Below are 19,939 nucleotides of genomic sequence, written 5' to 3'. Positions count from 1 at the left end.
CACTGCTTTGCAGTGGGCATTTTTCTTTAGACTTGAGCAACCAAGGCAGCTGCTTTTTTACGCCTTAAATGCTGAATGATGATACCCGCAATCATGACCACTCCGCAGCCAAGATACGTTTGCAGAATGGTTTTGTCTTCCGACAGTAGCCCGATATCGGAAAACATGATGAATGCTCCAAGCACCATATAAAGCACGATTGCAGAAGCTTCAAACCGAAAGGCCCAAGGGGTTAGGTCCATGTCTTGATTTACGGGCATTACGTAATCGCTAGCACGTGGTTTGAAGTAGCCAATCACAAACATTAATAGTGAACAAACAACAAACAAAATCGCCAATTGATGCAAGAAATGAATTGGCGTGTCAAACACCAATTGCATAGCAGCATAACAGCTTACAAACACAGTAAGTGCGACTTTTGCCGCCACCGCAGGTACACGTTTACTGATGTACCCCACAAATACAATGGTGAATATTGGCACGCTAAAGAAGCCCGCGACCATTTGTAGGTATTGGAACAGCCCCGCAGGTGCGAACATAATAAAAGGTGAGATACAAACCGCGATAATGGCAATTAAAACGCCGAAAATACGCCCCTTCGAGACCAACTCTTGATCTGTGCGCCCCTTACCAAATAGAGGCTTATAAACGTTAAGCGCAAACAAAGTGGTTGAGCTGTTCAAAACACCGTTAAAGGTACTAAGAATGGCGCCAAACATAACAGCCACAAAGAACCCTACCAAAGGTTCTGGCAATACCTCGTTGACCAAACGTGTATACATGGTGTCTGGGTTACCCGCATCGGCACCAAACATATGGAACGCAATAATACCCGGAATTATCAAAAATAAAGGCGAAATAACTTTAATGGCCCCGGCTAAAATCACCCCTTTTTGGCCTTCTTTTAGGTTCTTGGCCCCTAAAGCACGCTGAATGATCGATTGATCTGTTCCCCAATAATACAAGTTTACTAGCAGCAAACCGGTAAACAAGGTTGAGAATGGCAGTGGATCTGTTTCCGAGCCTACTGATTGTAACTTTTCAGGTGCCGCCGTAACCAAGGTATTTAAACCAGAGGTAAAACTACCATCGCCCAATACCACCAGACCTAAAATCGGAATCATCATACCGCCAATAATGAGCCCAACACCGTTAATCGTGTCGGCAATTACCACTGCTTTTAAGCCACCGTAAATGGCATAAAAGAAGCCTAAAAAGCCAATCGCGGCAGAAATGATAGCAATAGATGCAAACTCACTGACCCCTAGTAAGCCCTGAATATCAAAGATGCCGCCAAGCACCACCGCGCCTGCATAAAGGGTCGTGGGCAAGATGTTAATCACGTACTGACAAAGGAACAGTAGGGTCACAAACTTTTTCACTGATAAGTCATAACGGCTTTCAAGAAAGTCCGGAATGGTCGTAATACCCTGCTTTAAATACCTTGGCACTAACAATAAAGCGATGATCACCAAGGTCACACCAGAAGCAACTTCCCACCCCATAACACTCATATTGTGGGAGTAAGATTGCGCACTCATACCCACAAAACTGGTAGCACTCAAATTGGTTAGAATAAGCGAACTGGCGATTAACGTGCCTGTTAGCGTACGCCCACCAAGAAAAAAGCCTTCTTGCGAATCTTTATTCGTGTTTTTTACCTTGCTATAGGTGTAGAACACCACAAATCCCGTAAAAAACAGGAAAGAAAGAATGGTTGTAAACATTAAAAGTAACTCCGTAAAACTTTTGTTTTTGTTGTGCAGAGCGCGTGAAATTACACGCGCTTAAGGTGTAGCATTAACACTGATTCTGGGTCGAGAATTGGCAAGGTCAAACCAATTGATTTTAAATTCTCACCACTTAAAGTCAGGGTTTTGTCTAACCATTGAGGACGTTGCTTCATTAGCTGAAAACTGGTGGTAGGCATTTCAACTATTTTCACTTGATACACTGCTGACTCGTCCACACAACTTATTCGTAGGGGGGAAGGTAAGGCGTGATCTGGCATTGCCAATTGGCAAACATTTATCAACATATCCTGCTCACCTTCTACCCCATAAATAAACTGGCGGTCATCTGGCGCATTCAATCTGAACGAGCGACCAGAGTGCAGCAAATCACGGAACGTTTTATGTAGCGCTATGTATTTAGCATAACCTTGCTTTTCTTCTGGGGTCGCCTTTACAGGGTCTAATTCAACTCCCATATGGCCAGTAAGTGCCGTCATTCCACGCATATTAATATGATGGCAACGACGTGTCGTATGGCTTTCATCGGGCCCTATATGAGCTCCCATTACCTCTGGTGGGAAGAAATAGCTCATGCCTCTTTGTATTGTCTGTCGCTCTAAGGCATCGTTACAGTCTGACGCCCAAAAACGATGAGTTCGTTTTAGTATTTCAAAGTCAATACGCCCACCACCTGAAGCACATGACTCAATTTCCACACTTGGATGAGCCTGTCTTAAGGTTTCTAACAAGCGGTAAAGCGCTTTTGTTTGGCCGTGTACTGCGGGCTTACCATGATGGCCGGGCTGTACTAGCTCGCGGTTCATGTCCCACTTTAAATAGCTAATTTGATAGCGACTTAGTAGCTCGTTCAAACGCTCAAACAAGTAGTTAAAGCAGTCTTCATTTTGCAAATTCAGAACATACTGCCAGCGCCCAGACGGTTGTTTATAGCCTGGCAGACCTAACACCCAATCAGGGTGTTGGCGGAACAAATTAGAGTCTTCACTGATCATTTCAGGCTCAACCCACAAGCCAAATTCCATGCCATTATCTTGCACATGTTGAATAACGGGTTCTAAACCGTTTGGATACTTTTCCTTGTCTAAATACCAATCACCTAAAGCGGTACGCTCGCCGTGGCGTCCTACAAACCAGCCGTCGTCTATAATGAAACGCTCTACCCCCATCTCAGCCGCTTCACTTGCCATTTGCATAATATATTCAGGCTTATGGTCAAAATAGATACCTTCCCAAGTATTAAGGTGAACAGGACGTGGCTTTTGTGAAGGGAATGACACAATGCTCTGGCGCACAAAACGATGAAAGCGGTCACTGATTCCATTTAATCCTGATTCTGAGTAGCACGCATATAGCCAAGGCGTAGTGTAACTTTCATTTTCAGAAAGAATACACTCACCAGCCAGTAGCAACTCACCGGCTTGTACAAATCGGCGACCATCACTTTTGATATCAGCACGCAACTGATGATTTCCACTCCAGCCCAAATGGAAGCCCCATACTTTACCGTCTTGCTCGTTGAAAGACTCAGTACCAGCCATCATGCCTGGGAAGTTTTCATGGGAAGTACGGCCACGGCGGTTTTCTTGGTTAAAACCGCCATGAGTTAGAGATAAGGTCTGTGTTTGAAACTCGCGACTCCAACGCCCGTGAAACGTCATCAATTGAGTGGCATGATGAGGCAAAGGCAACGTCGAAGTGAGTTTATTAAGCACATATTCCGAATCGGCAAGGTTGGTTAGCTTAATGCGTTTTTGTAATACATCGGTTGTATAATCAAGTTGCAACTCAATGGTTAAAGCCAGTTTCGCTACTGTATCTTGTAGAACAAACACCACCCCTTGCTCAGATTTTTGAGTTTCTGATACCGCAAACACAGGAGCCCAATCGCCACCTAGCCTATGGCCTTCTAAACCGGGAGAGTTAAAGTGGCCACTGCCTAGTTCAGGACAAAGCGACAAGGGCACATCGACATCAAGACGTGCTTGTGAAATAGGACGCTCTGTAGACATGATTAAGTCTTCATCAATTGTGCTGATTTTGGGTCCCCAATGTAGGATCTCAGGAACTCGCACCACATTAATAATCAGACTGCTGTTTTTACTCGTAAGATGGATGATGTTATTCATATTTTATACTTTTACTCGCTATGTTTTCGTAAACATTCTTCGTAGATTACCACGACACACAATCAAAAATCAGCAAATATGAAGTCAAAAAAAGATAAAAGTTCCAATAAAATCTATCAGTTTTTAGGAAATCGTAGTTAAAACAAACAATTATGTTTTCGTAAACAGTTGTTGTTCTACATTAACCTAGATAGGATGATAACGTTAATACAACTCTAACAAGAACGACCTAACCGACCATGAAAGCCACTTTTAAAGATGTCGCTAAACTAGCGGGCGTTTCAACTCAAACCGTTTCGCGAGTAACCAGCGGAGCAACCAATGTCGCAGAAAAGACTCGCGCTAAAGTTCTTAAAGCCATTGAAGAGCTAGACTATGTACCAAATAAAGGTGCGCAATTATTAAGCCGTTCGAAGAGTAAAAGCGTTGGGCTTATCACTCTTAGCCTAGACCACCACGGTGCTTCGCTCATAGCGAATGGCATTCGCCAGCAAGCAGAAAAAATGCATTACAACATAGTGCTGAATGTGGTGAGTGAACACAGTGTTAGTACAGCCAACAGCGCCATTAAAGAGCTGAAGGCTCAGCAAGTTGAACTGATTATTATTAATTTACCTTTAAACCGAGAGCAGGCCGAAGGATTCCAAGCTAATCATAAAGACACCACCTTTGTGTTTATGGACGTTCCGCCTGACAGCCAAGTTCATCAAGTGAGCTCCACTCACCAACAAGGGGCCGCATCGGCTGCAAGGCTAATGATAGAGCAAGGTAGGGAAAGCTTCATGCTGATTGCCGGACCACAAGATTCTAGCGCCTCGTCACAGCGGCTTGCGGGGTGGAAAAGCGTAGTAACTGACCAAAATTGCCGTTTAGTCATTGAAAAACACGGTGATTGGAAAGCGGCTTCAGGCTACCAACTTACTCTACAGGCTCTAAAAGAAGGCTACGACTTTGATGCCATTCTCGTAGCCAATGACCAAATGGCATTAGGAGTGTTAAGAGCGATCCATGAGTTTGGCCGAAAAATCCCTAGCCAAATCGCGCTAGCGGGGTTTGATGACTCAACGGACAGTGCTTATTACTATCCACCGTTAAGCAGTGTTCGTCAGGACTTCTTATCTCTGGGCTTTAACGCTGTCAACCTAGCCATTGCCGCCCACCATAACCCGCAGGAAGAGTTACAAAAGATTGCTATACCAACTCAATTAATGGAACGCCAATCTACTGGTGTGAAAGCGCCGCAAGATGTCGACAAACACGCCATTCGCCAACTCTTAAATGAGCTGAATGAGAAGTTGTCTTAGTACTAGTCAGCTTCGTTCGCGTAACACTCATCTTGTAAAAATTGAACAACCGAACTCAAGCACTGACACTCAGCAACACAAAACAAGATACGCCCCTCACGCCTTTGGCTCATTAAGCCTGCTGACGCTAAACTAGAAATGTGGTGCGATAGCGTAGACGCAGGCACTTCTAACTTTTCTTGTATTGCCCCCACGGGAATACCCTGATGACCCGCCTTAACGGCTTCTTTATAAATTTTTAAACGTACCGGATGCCCTAGCTCTTTTAACGCTTTTGCTACTGCTTCGATTTCCATAGCCCACCCAAAAATTCGATAAAACCGGAATTATAGCTTAACAAGCTAAAGTTTCTCTAGGCAGACTTCACTTAGCTTTCGCCATCCCAAGAGTAATCAGCAAAATAGTCACTTAAGTAGTCAATCAACGCTCGTAAGACTGGAGACATATGCTTTCGAGACGAATACAAAAGAAACACCTCCATTTCCTTTAGCTTCCACTCTGGCAAAACAACACTTAGCTCACCACTTTTTAAGTAAGGTGCAACCAAATATTTTGGCTGAATGGCAAGCCCAGCACCATTCAAAGCCGCGTGTAAAAGCATGGTTGCTTCATTCGCGCTTAAACGGCAGTCCACTTCGATTGACCGGCTTTGATCACCTTTCTCGACATACCACACATGCTGTTGAAAATTTTTATAACCAAGGCATTCATGAGCTTGCAGGTCTTCTGGTTGCACTATATCAGCCCTGCCTTTTAGATAATCGGGAGCCGCAACAATGACAGACTGACAGACAGCAATGGGCTTACCAATCAAAGACGGGTCAGGGTTAGAAGCTATGCGTACGGCTAAATCTATTCGGCTTTCGGTTAGATCGGATACGGAATCTCTTAAGTCGATATCAACTTTTACCTTTGGATGCTCAGCCATAAAGCCTTGCACAGCGCGAACCAAATGTGAAAAGCCAAAAGACATACTGGTTGCTAAGCGAATATTTCCAACCAGCTGTTCACTCGCTTTCGTCATGTTGCTGATACTTTCAGCCTGTAACAGCCAATTATTTATCTCAGCCAGACAACCTTCCCCTGCAGTTGTTAGCGATACTTTACGAGTTGTTCGATGCAGAAGCCTACAATTTAGCCAATTTTCCATTGTCTCGATATAGCGAGTAACCATAGGCCTAGACATATCTAGGCGCTCAGAGGTCTGCGTAAAACTGCCCGTTAAGGCGACATCGGCAAATACTTTAGCGGCAATTAACCTATCCATAACTTGCTCTAATTTTGAAACAGTAATGCTCAATTTAGTATCTATTTCAGAACATATCAAGAGTTTACTATTCCCCCCTAACAATCACTCATTAGGAGAACACAATGAAAAAACTGGTTTCTTTTGCCCTTGGTCTAGCGGTTTCATTTGGAGCCCATGCAAACCAAAACACACCGCTCAATCTAGATGTTTATAATGCTGGCCAAGGTAGCTTTCATGTTAACTCGACCCTACTCACTGGCGACAAAGAAGCACTGTTAATTGACACAGGTTTCACAAAATCCGACGCCTTGCAAATTGCCGCTAAAGTGCTAGATAGTGGCAAGAACTTAACCACCATATTCATTAGCCAAGCTGATCCAGATTATTACTTTGGCGCAGAATTTCTTCACACCCTATTCCCAGACGCCAATATAGTGACCACTCCAGCTGTGCAAAAGGCCATTAAGGCGAAATTACAAAACAAACTCGATTTCTGGGGACCTAAGCTTGGCAGCAATGCTCCCGTTTCCCCATTCATACCAAAGCTGATTACCGACAATACCTTAACATTAGAGGGGCATACTATTGAGATCCACGGTACCCAAGGTGCGCTTGCGAACCGCCCGTACTTATGGATACCGTCTAACAAAGCCATTCTTGGTAATATTGCAATATTTGGAAACCTACATGTTTGGACTGCCGACACTCAGTCCGATGACAAAATTTCCGCTTGGAATAAACAACTGACGCACATCCTTTCACTGGACCCTGAAATCGTCGTACCTGGCCATATGAAAGCAGGAACGGCCCTTAATACTGAAACAATCGTATACACCCAAGAATATTTGCGTGACTTTATTGAAGCTAAGGCCGGAAGTAAAAATAGCGCTGAGCTGATAGAGAAAATGCAACAAAAATACCCTAACGCGCAATTGCCCATTGCCTTAGATATTGGAGCAAAAGTCCACATGGGTGAAATGCCTTGGTAAAGCAAGATTAGCGTAAAGGATTAGTTACTTGATTGATTTATAAGTAAATCTTGAGAGTGACTAGTCTTTCTAATTTCATTGTAAACCGAGACTCAAACTAATGACTCTTTTTAGCCACACTGCTGGACTCTTGTGAGAGAGTGTCGAATAGCCATTGAATAAATACACTTCGTTCATATTCATTTGTGTCTGAATTAGTACAAGCAATCCCATACCAAGTAGACCGGATAACATCATTCATTGGCTTAACCAAAGTACCATTCGCTAATTCATTCATACAAAGTAAATCATCAGCTAGGAACATACCTTCCCCATCTAAAGCGGAATCAATGGCTAATGAAAGGTCTGAATACACATAGCCGTTTTTCCAAGCTTCGCTGTCAGGCAGAAACTGAGCGAACCATTTACGCCAAGTCTGGTGGCTATTATCGTGAATTAGCGATAAGCCAATAAGGTCTTCAGGCTTTTCGATATTTGGAAATTGCTCTAAATAACCTGGAGAGCACGCTGGAAAGGCATCTATTGGGAATAAACGTTGCAACTGAAAACCATGTTTATCAAGATTTTCCTCGAAATGAATAATAACATCTAAAGAACTTTCAGAAGCATGGTCTTGCACGGTGCCAGACTGCATTCGAACATTAATATCAGGATACGTTTCACGAAAAGACTTCAAACGGGGGCGTAACCATCGAGTTGAGAAACCAGGTTCAGCCACAATACGCACTATCTTCTCTCTGTTTGACTGACTTATTTCAACACAAGCCTCAGCCAACAAATTAAAGGCTTCGTTCAATTTAGGTTTTAAAGCTTGTCCTTCTAAAGTGAGCTTTACACGATTACCACTACGTACAAACAGCTTTACTTCAAGCCATTCTTCCAATGTTCGAATATGTTGGCTGATTGCACTATGACTCACACATAAGTCACGAGCTGCATCAGCAAAGCTCTCTTTATAAGCCGCAGACTCAAATGCTCGTAAAGATGCAAGTGGAGGTAATTTATGTCTCATAGATCCAGTGTAAGTATAACTTTCGGTGAGATCAAGATTTTTATAATCACGCCCTGCCGCCTGCACTGTTAGCATGAATTTAATAACTGAAGAGCCACGCTCAATAAAAGCGAAAAGGGCTACTTCAAAAAAGCCTAAACAATAAAATTCAAAACAACGGCAGGAGTTCACAATGACTAACCCATCACCAGCACTTGTTGTGGAAGATCTTCACAAGAACTTTGGCAACCACAAAGTGATCAAAGGAGTCAGCCTTACTGCAGAAGCTGGCGATGTTATTTCTATTCTTGGTTCATCTGGCTCCGGCAAAAGTACTTTTCTACGTTGTATTAATCTTTTAGAAATGCCGAATGCTGGCAAGGTCTATATGCATGGCGAACAAATCCTCATGACAACAGACCGCAATGGTAACCCCCACCCCCAAGATTTAAGGCAGGTTGAACGTATCCGCTCGCAGCTTGCGATGGTATTCCAAGGTTTTAATCTATGGTCACACATGACCATTTTAGAGAATGTCATTGAAGCCCCTATCCACGTTTTAAAACGCCCTCGCAAAGAGGCAATAGAGCTAGCAGAACACTTACTAAATAAGGTCGGCATGTATGAGAGGAAAGATTACTACCCTGCTCATTTATCTGGTGGACAACAGCAGAGAGCAGCAATTTCTCGTGCTCTTGCAATGGAACCTAAAGTCATGCTGTTTGATGAGCCAACCTCTGCTCTCGACCCAGAGCTTGTAAGCGAAGTACTTAAAGTCATTCAAACCCTAGCAGACGAAGGGCGAACTATGATTTTGGTAACTCATGAGATGGCATTTGCCAAAGAAGTGTCTACCAAAACCGTGTTTCTTCATGAAGGGCTAGTTGAGGAACAAGGCCCGCCAAGCAAAATTTTCACCAACCCAACTTCTCAGCGCTTCCAACAATTTCTGGCTAACACCAGACATTAACCGAGAGCATCTCAATAACAAAAATAAGGAATAAGAAAATGAAAAAGTTATATTCTATCGTTCTTGCTAGTGTTATAGGCCTTACTGCGGCATCAGTTCAAGCCAAAGATACGCTTCGTATTGGAGTTGAAGGCGCCTATCCTCCCTTCTCATTTAAACAGGCAGACGGCTCTTTATCCGGATTTGACATCGAAATAGCGAATGCCATTTGCGATGCGATGAATCGTGAATGTAAATTGGTTGAACAAGAATGGGACGGCATGATCGCCGCATTAAATTCACGTAAATACGATGCGATTGTCGCATCTATGTCGATCACTCCAGATAGAATGAAGCGCGTCAGCTTCAGTGAAAAATACTATGACAATTTAGTTCGTGTAGTTGCTGCTAAAAACTCAAACCTAGAGGTATCCCAAGTTGGGATGACCGGAAAATCATTAGGGGTAGTTCGAGGAACGACTCACCAATGTTACGCAGAAAAGCACTTATCTAACGCTAACATTAAGCTTTATAACACGCACGAAGATCTATACGCAGACCTTTTAATAGGTCGAGTAGATGCCCGTATTTCTGATGTAACTGAAGCCGCTGCTGGCTTTTTGAAAACCCCTGAAGGACAAGATTATCAGTTCGTAGGGGCTAATTTAAAAGACAACAATTGCTTTGGTGAAGGTATAGGCATTGCGGTCCGTAAAAAAGACAAACTAGCAAACGAACTAAATCAGGCCATTAGAGACATTCGCACTAGCGGTATATACCAACAAATAAGTAACAAGTACTTCTCCGTCGATATTTACGGCGAATAAACCGTTGTTCTTATTAGGCCAGTTTTGACATTACCTAACTGGCCTTAACTCTCATTATTTAATACGAGATCAAACATGACGGATATATACGAATACCGCGGAATGCTCATAGATGGCACCCTAGTTACCATTTTATTAGCTATCTTCTCTTTACTTCTCTCTGTCTTCTTCGGAATGATGGGGGCCATGTTAAAGCTTTCTAAATCGAAAGGCTTTAATCGTCTCGGTGGCGCTTATACCACTTTCGTTCGTGGCGTTCCTGACTTGGTTCTTATGATGTTGTTGTTCTATGGGGGACAGCAGCTAATCAATGACCTTGGCGCGTGGAGTGGGTTATGGGACTACGTTGAAATCAGCCAATTTATGGCAGGTGTACTAACTATAGGGTTAATTTTTGGCGCCTATATGGCTGAAACTTTTAGAGGGGCCATTCTTTCAATTCCCAAAGGACAAATCGAAGCCGCGTTGTCAGTAGGCATGAAACCGAGCCAAGTATTTTTACGTGTCACCTGGCACCAAATGGTGCGCTACGCATTACCTGGATTTACCAATAACTGGCTAGTTCTAGTGAAGTCAACAGCACTTGTTTCGGTAATTGGCTTGCAAGACTTGGTCTGGAATGCCTTTTCGGCTGGTAGATCTGTGAAGCAAATGTTTTCTTTCATGCTCGTTGTCATGGTTGTTTACCTAATCATAACGGCCGTTTCTGACTTAGGAATCCGTTGGTTAGACCGTAAATACAGCGCTGGAATAAAGAGAGGTTAATCATGAATTCAGAACGCACATTTCTTGAATACTTAAGCGAGCTTAGCGCCGAATCTCCTTTAGACTTCTATTTGATTTACGACAATCTTGATAGATTTATTATGGGCGCGTTAGTAACGTTAGAAATCACGTTTCTTTCTTTGCTGCTAGGTGGAATTTTCGCCATTCCTTTGGCCTTAGCAAGAGCTTATAAAACGCCTTATATAAATAAGCCGATCTCCTATTTTACCTATTTCTTTCGCGGCTCCCCACTATTGGTACAAACCTACTTGTTCTATTTTGGTTTAGGGCAGTTCGAGTTCATTAGAGAGAGCGCGCTGTGGGAACCAGTGCTAAGTCAGCCGTTTTGGTGTGTGCTGATCGCCTTTACCCTCAATACCATGGCTTATAGTACTGAGTTTTTACGAGGAGCCATTGAAGCCACTCCAAACGGTGAAATAGAAGCAGCTAAATCTTGCGGAATGACGCCATGGAAGCGAGCAACCCGAGTCATTTTACCTAATTCATTTAGGCGTGCTTTGCCGGCTTATTCAAACGAGGTGATTTTCACTCTTCATGGCTCAGTTATTGCCAGCACCGTGACTTTACAAGACCTTTTAGGTGTTGGGCGTTGGCTAAATGGGCGCTATTACCTTGCCTACGAAGGCTTTATTACTGCCATGCTGTTTTACATGGTAATCGTATTCGCCATTTCGAGATTGTTTGTCTATTTCGAAAAACGCTGGCTTGTACATTTGCGCCCTAGGATTGCTGAGACCGACCAAACGGTATCTGACCAGAATACAGCCAGTATTCGATAACCTTCATCAGGTGCGAACAGCCATTAATCAATTATGTAGTTTTATGGAGTAAACATGCTTACTACAAAAGCCCCAAACTTGACGTCTGTGCCTTATATAAGCGTCGAGAACATGTTAAAAATCATAAATAAAATAGGCATTGAACAAGTTTTCAATGATCTCGTGACTTACTTAGAAGAGGACTTCAAACGCTGGCCAGTCTTCGATAAAACCCCACGTGTTGCAGCCCACTCGCAGGTCGGTGTAATTGAACTTATGCCCACCTCTGATGGGGAAGTCTATGGGTTCAAATACGTCAATGGACACCCTAAAAACCAAAAAGAAGGTTTACAAACAGTCACCGCTTTTGGCGTGCTTGCTAACGTATCTAGTGGTTATCCTACCCTTTTCACCGAAATGACTATTTTAACAGCCTTAAGAACAGCTGCCACCTCAGCAATGGTCGCTAAATATCTAGCGCCAGCAAACGCTAAAACAATGGCATTAATTGGCAACGGTGCGCAGTGTGAGTTCCAAGCATTTGCTTTTAAAACGCTATGTGGCATTGAAACTATTCGACTTTATGACATTGATAGCGCAGCCACAGATAAGGTGATTAAAAACCTTGAAGGTAGCGGCATTGAACTGGTTCGCTGCCACTCTGCAAAAGAAGCCGTTGAAGGTGCTGAAATCATTACGACCTGCACTGCTGACAAACAGTATGCCACCATTCTAACCGACGACATGATAACGCCCGGTGTTCATATCAACGCTATTGGTGGAGACTGCCCCGGCAAAACAGAGCTCGATAAAAACATTCTTCTTCGCTCAGACATATTTGTTGAATACACACCTCAGACTCGCATTGAAGGAGACATTCAACAACTTAACCAAGATCACCCAGTTACAGAAATGTGGCAAGTGATATCTGGGGAGGCACGAGGTCGTCATTCTGACGAACAAATCACCTGCTTTGACGGCGTTGGCTTTGCAATTGAGGACTTCTCTGCACTTCGCTACATCTACAAACAAGCCATTCAATCTGGCCTACACAGTGAATTGGACATTGTTGCTGACCCAGAAGATTCACGCAACTTGTTCGGAATGCTACATAAATCCAAATAGCAGGAAATTCACCCGTTAGATCCAATGATCTTCTTGGTGCAATCTCTCTTAAAATTCTTTTCTAAAAAGAGTGTTAAAAAGGTTAAAACTATGACTAAAAAAATGCAAAGAGACCTTATTGAAGGTCGTCCAGCTCTTATTGTAATCGATATTCAAGCATCTACTTTTGCTGATATCGAAAAGCGCTCTATCGCGCACATGCCCGAATATGCTGAGCGAATGGCTCTGTCTCGAAAGGCAATTGATAAAGCTCGTGAAAAAGACATTCCTGTCATTTTCATTCAAGAAATTCACCGTGCAAACTTGATCGATTTTGGCCGTGAGCTCGATGGTGATGAAGAGATCCATTGTTTAGATAACAATCCACATACAGAGATTGCTGTTGAACAACTCGGTTTCAAAAAAGACGACTACCTCATTCAAAAACGTCGCTACTCAGCCTTTTTCGGAACGGATCTAGAAATTCTATTACGCGGTTTAAAAGTTGACACTTTACTTTTATGCGGTGGTTTAACTGACGTTTGTGTACATTACACTTTTGCTGATGGGCACCAAATGGACTACTTCTGTCGTGTTATTGAAGACTGCGTAGCCGGTTCAAGTATTGAAGCGCACGATGCCTCATTAAATGCTATGGAGTACCTGCAAACAGGTGCCCGCCGTTCGTTAGCTGACGTTCTTGACGCAATGGATCGCAGCTAGGGTTTAGGAGCTATGTTGAAATTTTGCTGGCGTTTTTTTATGAAGCCTCCCAAGCGTACTCATAAATATGGACCGAAAACCCAACACAACGTAGCTCCTATTTCTTGCTACGGATCGATGCAATGGCTAAATAAGAAGTTACAATATCTAAGCCCTCTCGACCAAGTTAGCATGCTAATGCGTGGAGTAAGCCAGGTTGCCTTTGTTAACAACCCCATTACAGGTTTGATAATAACGATAGCAATGCTAATTGAAGAGCCTTGGCTGTGCTTGATAGGACTTTGGGGGTGCTTATCCACAACTCTTTTTGCGGTAAAGTGTAAGCTTGATACTTCCAGTATTCGTAATGGTGCTATAGGATTCAGCGGCTTTTTGGTCGGTTGCGCGTCCCATCTAGTGCTTTCGAAACTCGGCCATACATTCTGGCTAAGTTATTTACTTGTCTCTACAGCGTTATCCTTACTGAACGTTACCTTAATCCATTTGATGATAAAAATATTTGTAAAAAAAACACAACTACCCTTTTTTACACTACCTTATAATCTGTCTCTATTTACCTTTATTGGCATTCTTTTTCTTACTCTATCCACACCATTTGGAAGCACAACCTTAATGCCAAACTCTAGCTTCGTCTTTAACAGTTCAAATATTCTACAAGCAGGACTGACTAACTTAGCTCAAGTCTTTTTTTTTCAATCTCCCTATACTGGGTTAGCCATCGCCTTAGCTATTTTTGCTAGTTCAGCTTTCGCTGCTTTCTACGCTCTGCTTGGAGCATTCATTTTTATTTCAACCGCAAACCTACTTTCACTTAATGCGCATGTGTTGGCAAGCGGTGTTATTGGCTACAATGTTATTCTGGCAAGCGTCGTCGTTGGCTGCACATACTATCAAGTCAGTAAAGCTAGTTTTGCCGCGGCTTGCTTTGCCAGTTTTATAACAAGTATTTTTGCCATTACCTTAGCTCAACTAATTAGTCCCTATGGTATTCCCTTACTCACTGTTCCTTTTTGCTTATGCAGTATTTTGATTATTTATACCCTTCGAACGATAAAGCTAAGAGGCCTTACTCTAGCTTCTTCTCCTTTCTTAAGTGCTGAAGAAAATTTAGAGGCGACCAAAATAAAGTAGGGCTTAATAATTCAATCAAATGTCACCAAGACCATCCCCCCCGCCGGTTACATTTTTCGTTGGCACAATCGCCTTATATAAACAAAGCTTATGCCGTTTAAACTTTATTTATTGTACTTAACCGCATAATCATCCTAAGGTAGGTGACAATATATCTTGGAATTACAATAGGAAATGCCATGAGCGCCATTACCAACCTAGACACATTACTGAAATCTATGTCACCAGAGCTAATTGAAGGGAACTATGTTTTTTGCACCACTCAAGGGAGTTTAAATGATTACCTAGATTTCACCCCGATTGCGACTTTTCAAGAAAAAGAAGGGCTGACTCTGGTGCTAAAAGAAGAAGCCGCCATCAGAGCGCTGTTACCCTACGATGCCGTGTTTAGCCTGATTACCCTTTCGGTCCATTCTAGCTTAGAAGCTGTGGGGTTAACCGCTGCCTTTGCCACGAAGCTAGGTTCCTATGGCATCAGCGCTAACGTGATCGCAGGCTATTATCACGATCATATCTTTGTGCAAAAAGACAAAGCCGAGGCGGCAATGAACGCTCTGAAGGAATTTGCTGAGGCTTAACAGAGAGGTTGTGTTTCTTGATCTAGCTCTCAAACTTATTTTATGTGAGCACAATAACTTTAAATTCGTTTTACCATTTGAATCTGCTTGATCGTGTTCCGTTTTTTACAATACTAATTAGATAACTTTATTTTAAATGGAAGCTCTAGGTCACTTTCTAAACTGGAGCACATAATGAAAAATAAAAATAAAGCCCTCACAGCAAGTTTTTTAGCCGCCATGGGGTTAACTATAAGTAACCATGCGAATGCACATGGGAGTTCACCCGACTATATTAAAATAGAAGATTCTCTTAAAAGCTCTGGAGCCGTCTTTTTTTATAACCCATCAGCTAAAGAAGTTCATATCACATTAGATACTGTCCATGCCTGTGTTAAGGTAGGCGCAATGAAAGCTGATGTTAGTGGAAAATCAGTCGATCTTGATGCACCAATAAAAATTGAGCATGGTAATATTTTAGTTGAACGTGGCTTCGCTAATGACCTTTTTGAAGGTTATCTATCACAAACCGTTTCGATAAGTCATGCAAAACACCCTTTAGATCCACTTTCAAAAGAAGAAATCACCCTGACTCAAAAAACAGTTCAGGCTTCCAAGTACTTCCGAGACAATCTAAGATTCACCGAAATTAAGTTAGCTGAGCCTGATAAAAGTAAGGTATGGGCTTGGTCGTATGGCAGTGCAGAACAGTTTCAACGTTTGGCAAATTTTACCATTTTAGATGGTAAACAAGTGATTGAGGGGACAGTCAATTTAGAGTCAAAAAAGGTTACTCGCTGGGAGCCTATTAAAGACGTTCATGGCATGGTGATCTGGGACGACTTTATTAATGCCCAAGAAATTATCGAGAACAGTAAAGAGTATGCAGCTGCTCTTAAAAAGCGCGGGATTGATAATGTCGGTGACGTTGTCGCAACACCACTCACTGTTGGTTTTTTTGATGGAGAAGATGGCCTAAAACAAGATAGTCGATTACTTAAAATCGTCTCCTATCTAGATATTGGCGACGGAAACTTCTGGGCACATCCCATTGAGGGCTTGGTCGCTGTGGTAAACCTAGAAACTAAATCAATAGAAAAGATTGAAGACAGCGGAGTGATTCCTGTCCCAATGAAACCAACCCCATACGATGGCCGTGATCATAGCAAAAAAGCCAAAATTAAGCCTCTAGTGCTTTCTGAGCCTAAAGGCACAAACTATAAAATGTCGGGCAATATTATTCATTGGCAAAATTGGGATTTTCACTTAAAGCTTGACCCTCGAGTTGGCCCTGTATTATCAACCATGACCTATAACGACCAAGGAACAAAAAGAAAAATCATGTATGAAGGTTCCCTTGGCGGGATGATTGTTCCCTATGGCGACCCAGACATTGGCTGGTATTTTAAAGCCTACCTAGACTCTGGTGACTATGGTATGGGCGGACTAACATCTCCTCTTGAGCTAGGCACAGACGTCCCACAAAACGCCAGATTAATCCCCGCAACCCTAGCAGATAATAATGGGTCTCCTTACACTATACCCAATGCCATCGCCATTTTTGAACGTTATGCTGGCCCAGAGTACAAACACAATGAAATGCTTGGGAGTGGTGCAGGAAATTACAGTCGCTCACGCAGAGAGTTAGTAGTACGTTGGGTCAGTACCATTGGTAACTACGACTATATGTTTGACTGGGTGCTACTGGCCAACGGGACAATCAAGTTAGATGTCGGTGCGTCTGGGATAGAAGCTGTTAAAGGCGTCAAAACTAGAACCATGCACGATGCGACCGCCCAAGAAGACACTCGCTATGGGACTCTCATTGATCACAATATTGTCGGCACAACTCATCAACATATCTATAATTTCCGTTTAGATTTAGATGTTGATGGAGAAAAAAATTCTTTGGTTGAACTCAACCCAACGGTAGAAAAAAACACGGCAGGCGGCCCTCGTAAAAGCGTTATGGTAGTTAACCAACAAACAGTCAAAAACGAACACGATGCCTCACAAAAATTCGATCCTTCCACCATTCGACTAATGAGTAATCCAAATAAAGAAAACCGCATGGGTAACCCTGTCTCATACCAAATTATTCCATTTGCAGGAGGAACACACCCTATTGCGAAAGGAGCTCTATTTAGCGAAGACGAGTGGTTGTACAAGAGAGTAAGCTTCATGGACAAACAAATTTGGGTCACTAAATACAAACCTAAAGAGCGCTATCCAGAAGGCACTTACCCTAACAGAGCTAAAACCGATACAGGCTTAAAAGTCTTTATTGAAGACAATGAATCGATTGAAAATCAAGATAATGTGCTCTGGATTACCACTGGTGCAACACACGTTGCCCGTGCTGAAGAGTGGCCAATTATGCCAACGGAGTATGTGCACGCTATGCTAAAACCATGGAACTTTTTTAGCCAAACTCCCACTCTTAACTTACCGAGCGAGTCTATAAAGAAATAGTAAAAAGATAAGTACGCGAGTGATTTGCTAATTAGCCTCAGCTAAGTCAAATCACTCGTTTGCTCTATAACCTCTGACAGCGTCAGTCAGCTTATAAATAATAACACTAAGAGAAAGCTAATTATGACAACATATCCTTTAATCAGCGGTGGTAAAAGTATTACCGTAAACGAGACCTTCCCTGTGATAAACCCTTCTACTATGGCTATTGCAGGTCATGCCCCAAAGGCGTCAATTACAGATTTAAACCTTATGGTCAAGGACGCTAAAGCAGCCTTTGCCTTATGGTCAGCAACTCCTTACGCGAAACGCCAAGAATATATGAATCAGATAGCAAATGTACTGGAAGAGCATTCTCTGGAGCTTGCAAAGATCATCACTTTAGAGCAAGGCAAACCACTAACCGCATCCCTAGGCTCTATGTTTGAAATGGGAGGAGCGGTTGCTTGGACCCGCTATACAGCGAGTTTGGAGTTACCCATAAAAACCCTACAAGATGACGAGAATGGGCGCGTTGAACTACACCGACGCCCTATTGGTGTTGTCGCTTCTATTACCCCGTGGAACTGGCCTGTAATGATCGCTATTTGGCATATTATACCAGCCTTGTTGGCTGGTAATACGGTTATATGCAAACCCTCTCCTTACACACCTCTATCGACATTACGAATGATTGAACTTATCAGTGAAGTGCTTCCAAAAGGCGTAATCAATAGCATAACCGGTGGAGATGAACTTGGCTCAGCCATCTCCAACCATTCTGAAATAGATAAAATAGTTTTTACAGGCTCAACTGACACAGGCCAAAAAGTCATGGCTTCTTCTGCCAAGAATTTAAAAAGATTAACACTGGAATTAGGTGGTAACGACGCAGGAATTGTTCTTGGGGACTGTAATCCAAAAGAGATTGCGGCAGGCTTGTTTTGGGGGGCCTTTATCAACAATGGTCAAACTTGCGCAGCATTGAAACGCCTATACGTGCACCGTTCCATCTACTCCCAAGTATGCAATGAGTTGGTTGAGTTTGCCCAAGGAGTCAAAATGGGTGATGGTTTTAAAGAAGACATTGAGCTCGGCCCGATTCAAAATCGAATGCAATTTGAAATAGTTCAGTCGTTAATAAAAACATCTGTATCACAAGGAGGCAAAGTTATCTTAGGGGGCCCGGTTGATTCAGAAGAAACTTTATTCCATCCCGTAACCCTATTGGCAGTAGAAGATAATCAAAACGACTTGGTACAAAAAGAGCAATTTGGTCCTGTTTTGCCAATTATACCCTTTGATAGTACCGAAGAAGCCATCACCATGGCAAACGATAACCCTTCTGGGCTAGGCGGTTCTGTTTGGTCGAACAACAAACAAGTAGCACAAGCCATTGCTGCTCAGCTTGAATGCGGTACGGTATGGATCAACAAACATGGAGCCATCCAGCCTAACGCCCCTTTTGGTGGCATAAAATCTTCTGGGTTAGGCGTTGAGTTTGGAGAAGAAGGCCTACTCGCAAACACAAACATTCAATGCATCATAGCTTAAACTAGTAAGACATTGGCTGAATTACATAAGTTATATTAGGTAAGTTCAGTCATTGTCTTATTTAAAAATGAATTTACTGCTCTCAGTCAGATTAGTTCTCTTTATTTCAAGATCGAGCACACTGTTAAGAAAACAGCTGGGGGTCATCTCGGTGAAATGTTTAAAGTCTCTAATTAAGTGTGAGTCGTCATAGTAGCAACAGCGCATTGAACTGTGGTTATTTGTTTCAGAGGGAGTAGCATACAACAAAGAATAAATTAGGTTTTGAAACTTAACAATTCGACTATATTGCTTTGGGGACATCCCAATACTCTGACTAAATTTTTTTCGTAGCAGTCGATCACTAACCCCAAGATTATTTGCAAGATCGATGATCCTGATAGCGCCATAGTTACATTGAATTTCTTCTAGACAGTAATCAACTATATCCGTCTCTCTATTTGATAATACACCAGATGTCATTAGCCAGTTTTCTAGCGCTTTTTTTCGTTCAGAAAAGTCCACAGCTGAAATTAATTGCTCAATAAGAGAAGCTGAAGAAAGCCCAATATCATTTAACAAAAACCCAGTATTGACCACTTGATCGTAGGGTAAAAACTCTATACAGCGACTGACGGACGTAGAGACACGTACGCCGCAATAGATATTATTTTGTTGATATTTAATTCTTGTAGGAGTCATTACAG

At 42.6% G+C, this 19,939-nt stretch carries 18 protein-coding genes; 12 read left to right on the top strand and 6 right to left on the bottom strand.

What is annotated here, in order from left to right:
- Window positions 1-26: 26 nt before the first annotated feature.
- Window positions 27-1,727: a solute:sodium symporter family transporter gene (locus tag ACYVGZ_RS05830; RefSeq protein ID WP_460752524.1), complete on the bottom strand. Its 1,701-nt coding sequence runs from the start codon at window positions 1,725-1,727 to the stop codon at window positions 27-29.
- A 50-nt stretch (window positions 1,728-1,777) separates the two neighbouring features.
- On the bottom strand, window positions 1,778-3,880 hold the full coding sequence (locus ACYVGZ_RS05825) for an alpha-galactosidase (protein WP_460752521.1): 2,103 nt from the start codon (window positions 3,878-3,880) through the stop codon (window positions 1,778-1,780).
- 239 nt (window positions 3,881-4,119) lie between these two features.
- Here ACYVGZ_RS05825 and ACYVGZ_RS05820 point away from each other — a divergent pair, with 239 nt between their 5' ends.
- On the top strand, window positions 4,120-5,184 hold the full coding sequence (locus tag ACYVGZ_RS05820; protein ID WP_460752518.1) for a LacI family DNA-binding transcriptional regulator: 1,065 nt from the start codon (window positions 4,120-4,122) through the stop codon (window positions 5,182-5,184).
- A 2-nt stretch (window positions 5,185-5,186) separates the two neighbouring features.
- Here the strand turns inward: ACYVGZ_RS05820 and ACYVGZ_RS05815 are convergent, their stop codons facing one another.
- Together ACYVGZ_RS05815 and ACYVGZ_RS05810 are read right to left on the bottom strand one after the other, a co-directional pair.
- Window positions 5,187-5,480, bottom strand: coding sequence for an ArsR/SmtB family transcription factor (locus ACYVGZ_RS05815; RefSeq protein WP_460752516.1), 294 nt, complete (start codon window positions 5,478-5,480; stop codon window positions 5,187-5,189).
- Between the two features lie 71 nt (window positions 5,481-5,551).
- Window positions 5,552-6,451, bottom strand: coding sequence for a LysR family transcriptional regulator (locus tag ACYVGZ_RS05810; RefSeq protein WP_460752513.1), 900 nt, complete (start codon window positions 6,449-6,451; stop codon window positions 5,552-5,554).
- A 104-nt stretch (window positions 6,452-6,555) separates the two neighbouring features.
- On the opposite strand from ACYVGZ_RS05810, the gene ACYVGZ_RS05805 reads away from it, so the two are divergent.
- Window positions 6,556-7,422 carry an MBL fold metallo-hydrolase gene (locus tag ACYVGZ_RS05805; protein ID WP_460752510.1) on the top strand — a complete coding sequence of 289 codons (867 nt, stop codon included), beginning with the start codon at window positions 6,556-6,558 and terminating at the stop codon, window positions 7,420-7,422.
- Between the two features lie 97 nt (window positions 7,423-7,519).
- Here ACYVGZ_RS05805 and ACYVGZ_RS05800 read toward each other — a convergent pair whose 3' ends face one another.
- On the bottom strand, window positions 7,520-8,434 hold the full coding sequence (locus tag ACYVGZ_RS05800; protein ID WP_460752508.1) for a LysR substrate-binding domain-containing protein: 915 nt from the start codon (window positions 8,432-8,434) through the stop codon (window positions 7,520-7,522).
- A 172-nt stretch (window positions 8,435-8,606) separates the two neighbouring features.
- Between ACYVGZ_RS05800 and ACYVGZ_RS05795 the strand changes: the two genes are divergently transcribed.
- The 10 genes from ACYVGZ_RS05795 to ACYVGZ_RS05750 all read left to right on the top strand — a co-directional run bounded on the left by ACYVGZ_RS05795 (window position 8,607) and on the right by ACYVGZ_RS05750 (window position 19,253).
- Window positions 8,607-9,383 carry an ABC transporter ATP-binding protein gene (locus ACYVGZ_RS05795; protein ID WP_460752504.1) on the top strand — a complete coding sequence of 259 codons (777 nt, stop codon included), beginning with the start codon at window positions 8,607-8,609 and terminating at the stop codon, window positions 9,381-9,383.
- Window positions 9,384-9,421: 38 nt separating this feature from the next.
- A complete protein-coding gene (locus ACYVGZ_RS05790; RefSeq protein WP_460752501.1) occupies window positions 9,422-10,189 on the top strand; it encodes a transporter substrate-binding domain-containing protein in 768 nt (255 codons plus the stop codon).
- 75 nt (window positions 10,190-10,264) lie between these two features.
- Entirely contained in the window at window positions 10,265-10,954 is a 690-nt protein-coding gene (locus ACYVGZ_RS05785; RefSeq protein ID WP_460752498.1) for an ABC transporter permease, read from the top strand.
- A 2-nt stretch (window positions 10,955-10,956) separates the two neighbouring features.
- Window positions 10,957-11,754, top strand: a complete 798-nt coding sequence (locus ACYVGZ_RS05780) for an ABC transporter permease (RefSeq protein ID WP_460752495.1) — start codon at window positions 10,957-10,959, stop codon at window positions 11,752-11,754.
- 54 nt (window positions 11,755-11,808) lie between these two features.
- Entirely contained in the window at window positions 11,809-12,858 is a 1,050-nt protein-coding gene (locus ACYVGZ_RS05775) for an ornithine cyclodeaminase (RefSeq protein WP_460752493.1), read from the top strand.
- Window positions 12,859-12,948: 90 nt separating this feature from the next.
- Complete coding sequence (locus tag ACYVGZ_RS05770) at window positions 12,949-13,560, top strand: cysteine hydrolase family protein (protein ID WP_460752491.1); 612 nt, start codon at window positions 12,949-12,951, stop codon at window positions 13,558-13,560.
- Window positions 13,561-13,599: 39 nt separating this feature from the next.
- Window positions 13,600-14,691, top strand: a complete 1,092-nt coding sequence (locus tag ACYVGZ_RS05765; protein WP_460752488.1) for an urea transporter — start codon at window positions 13,600-13,602, stop codon at window positions 14,689-14,691.
- A 179-nt stretch (window positions 14,692-14,870) separates the two neighbouring features.
- The gene (locus ACYVGZ_RS05760; protein WP_460752485.1) at window positions 14,871-15,269 is read left to right on the top strand and encodes an ACT domain-containing protein; all 399 of its coding nucleotides are present in this window, start codon (window positions 14,871-14,873) and stop codon (window positions 15,267-15,269) included.
- Window positions 15,270-15,443: 174 nt separating this feature from the next.
- Complete coding sequence (locus ACYVGZ_RS05755) at window positions 15,444-17,720, top strand: copper amine oxidase (RefSeq protein ID WP_460752482.1); 2,277 nt, start codon at window positions 15,444-15,446, stop codon at window positions 17,718-17,720.
- 123 nt (window positions 17,721-17,843) lie between these two features.
- Entirely contained in the window at window positions 17,844-19,253 is a 1,410-nt protein-coding gene (locus ACYVGZ_RS05750) for an aldehyde dehydrogenase family protein (RefSeq protein WP_460752479.1), read from the top strand.
- A 57-nt stretch (window positions 19,254-19,310) separates the two neighbouring features.
- On the opposite strand, the gene ACYVGZ_RS05745 is transcribed toward ACYVGZ_RS05750, so the two are convergent.
- Window positions 19,311-19,934, bottom strand: a complete 624-nt coding sequence (locus ACYVGZ_RS05745; RefSeq protein WP_460752476.1) for an AraC family transcriptional regulator — start codon at window positions 19,932-19,934, stop codon at window positions 19,311-19,313.
- Window positions 19,935-19,939 lie beyond the last annotated feature (5 nt).

It is taken from the genome of Marinomonas epiphytica (assembly GCF_054780655.1).
The sequence above is the reverse complement of the archived record's forward strand: the minus strand, read 5'-3'. Positions and strand labels throughout refer to the sequence as shown.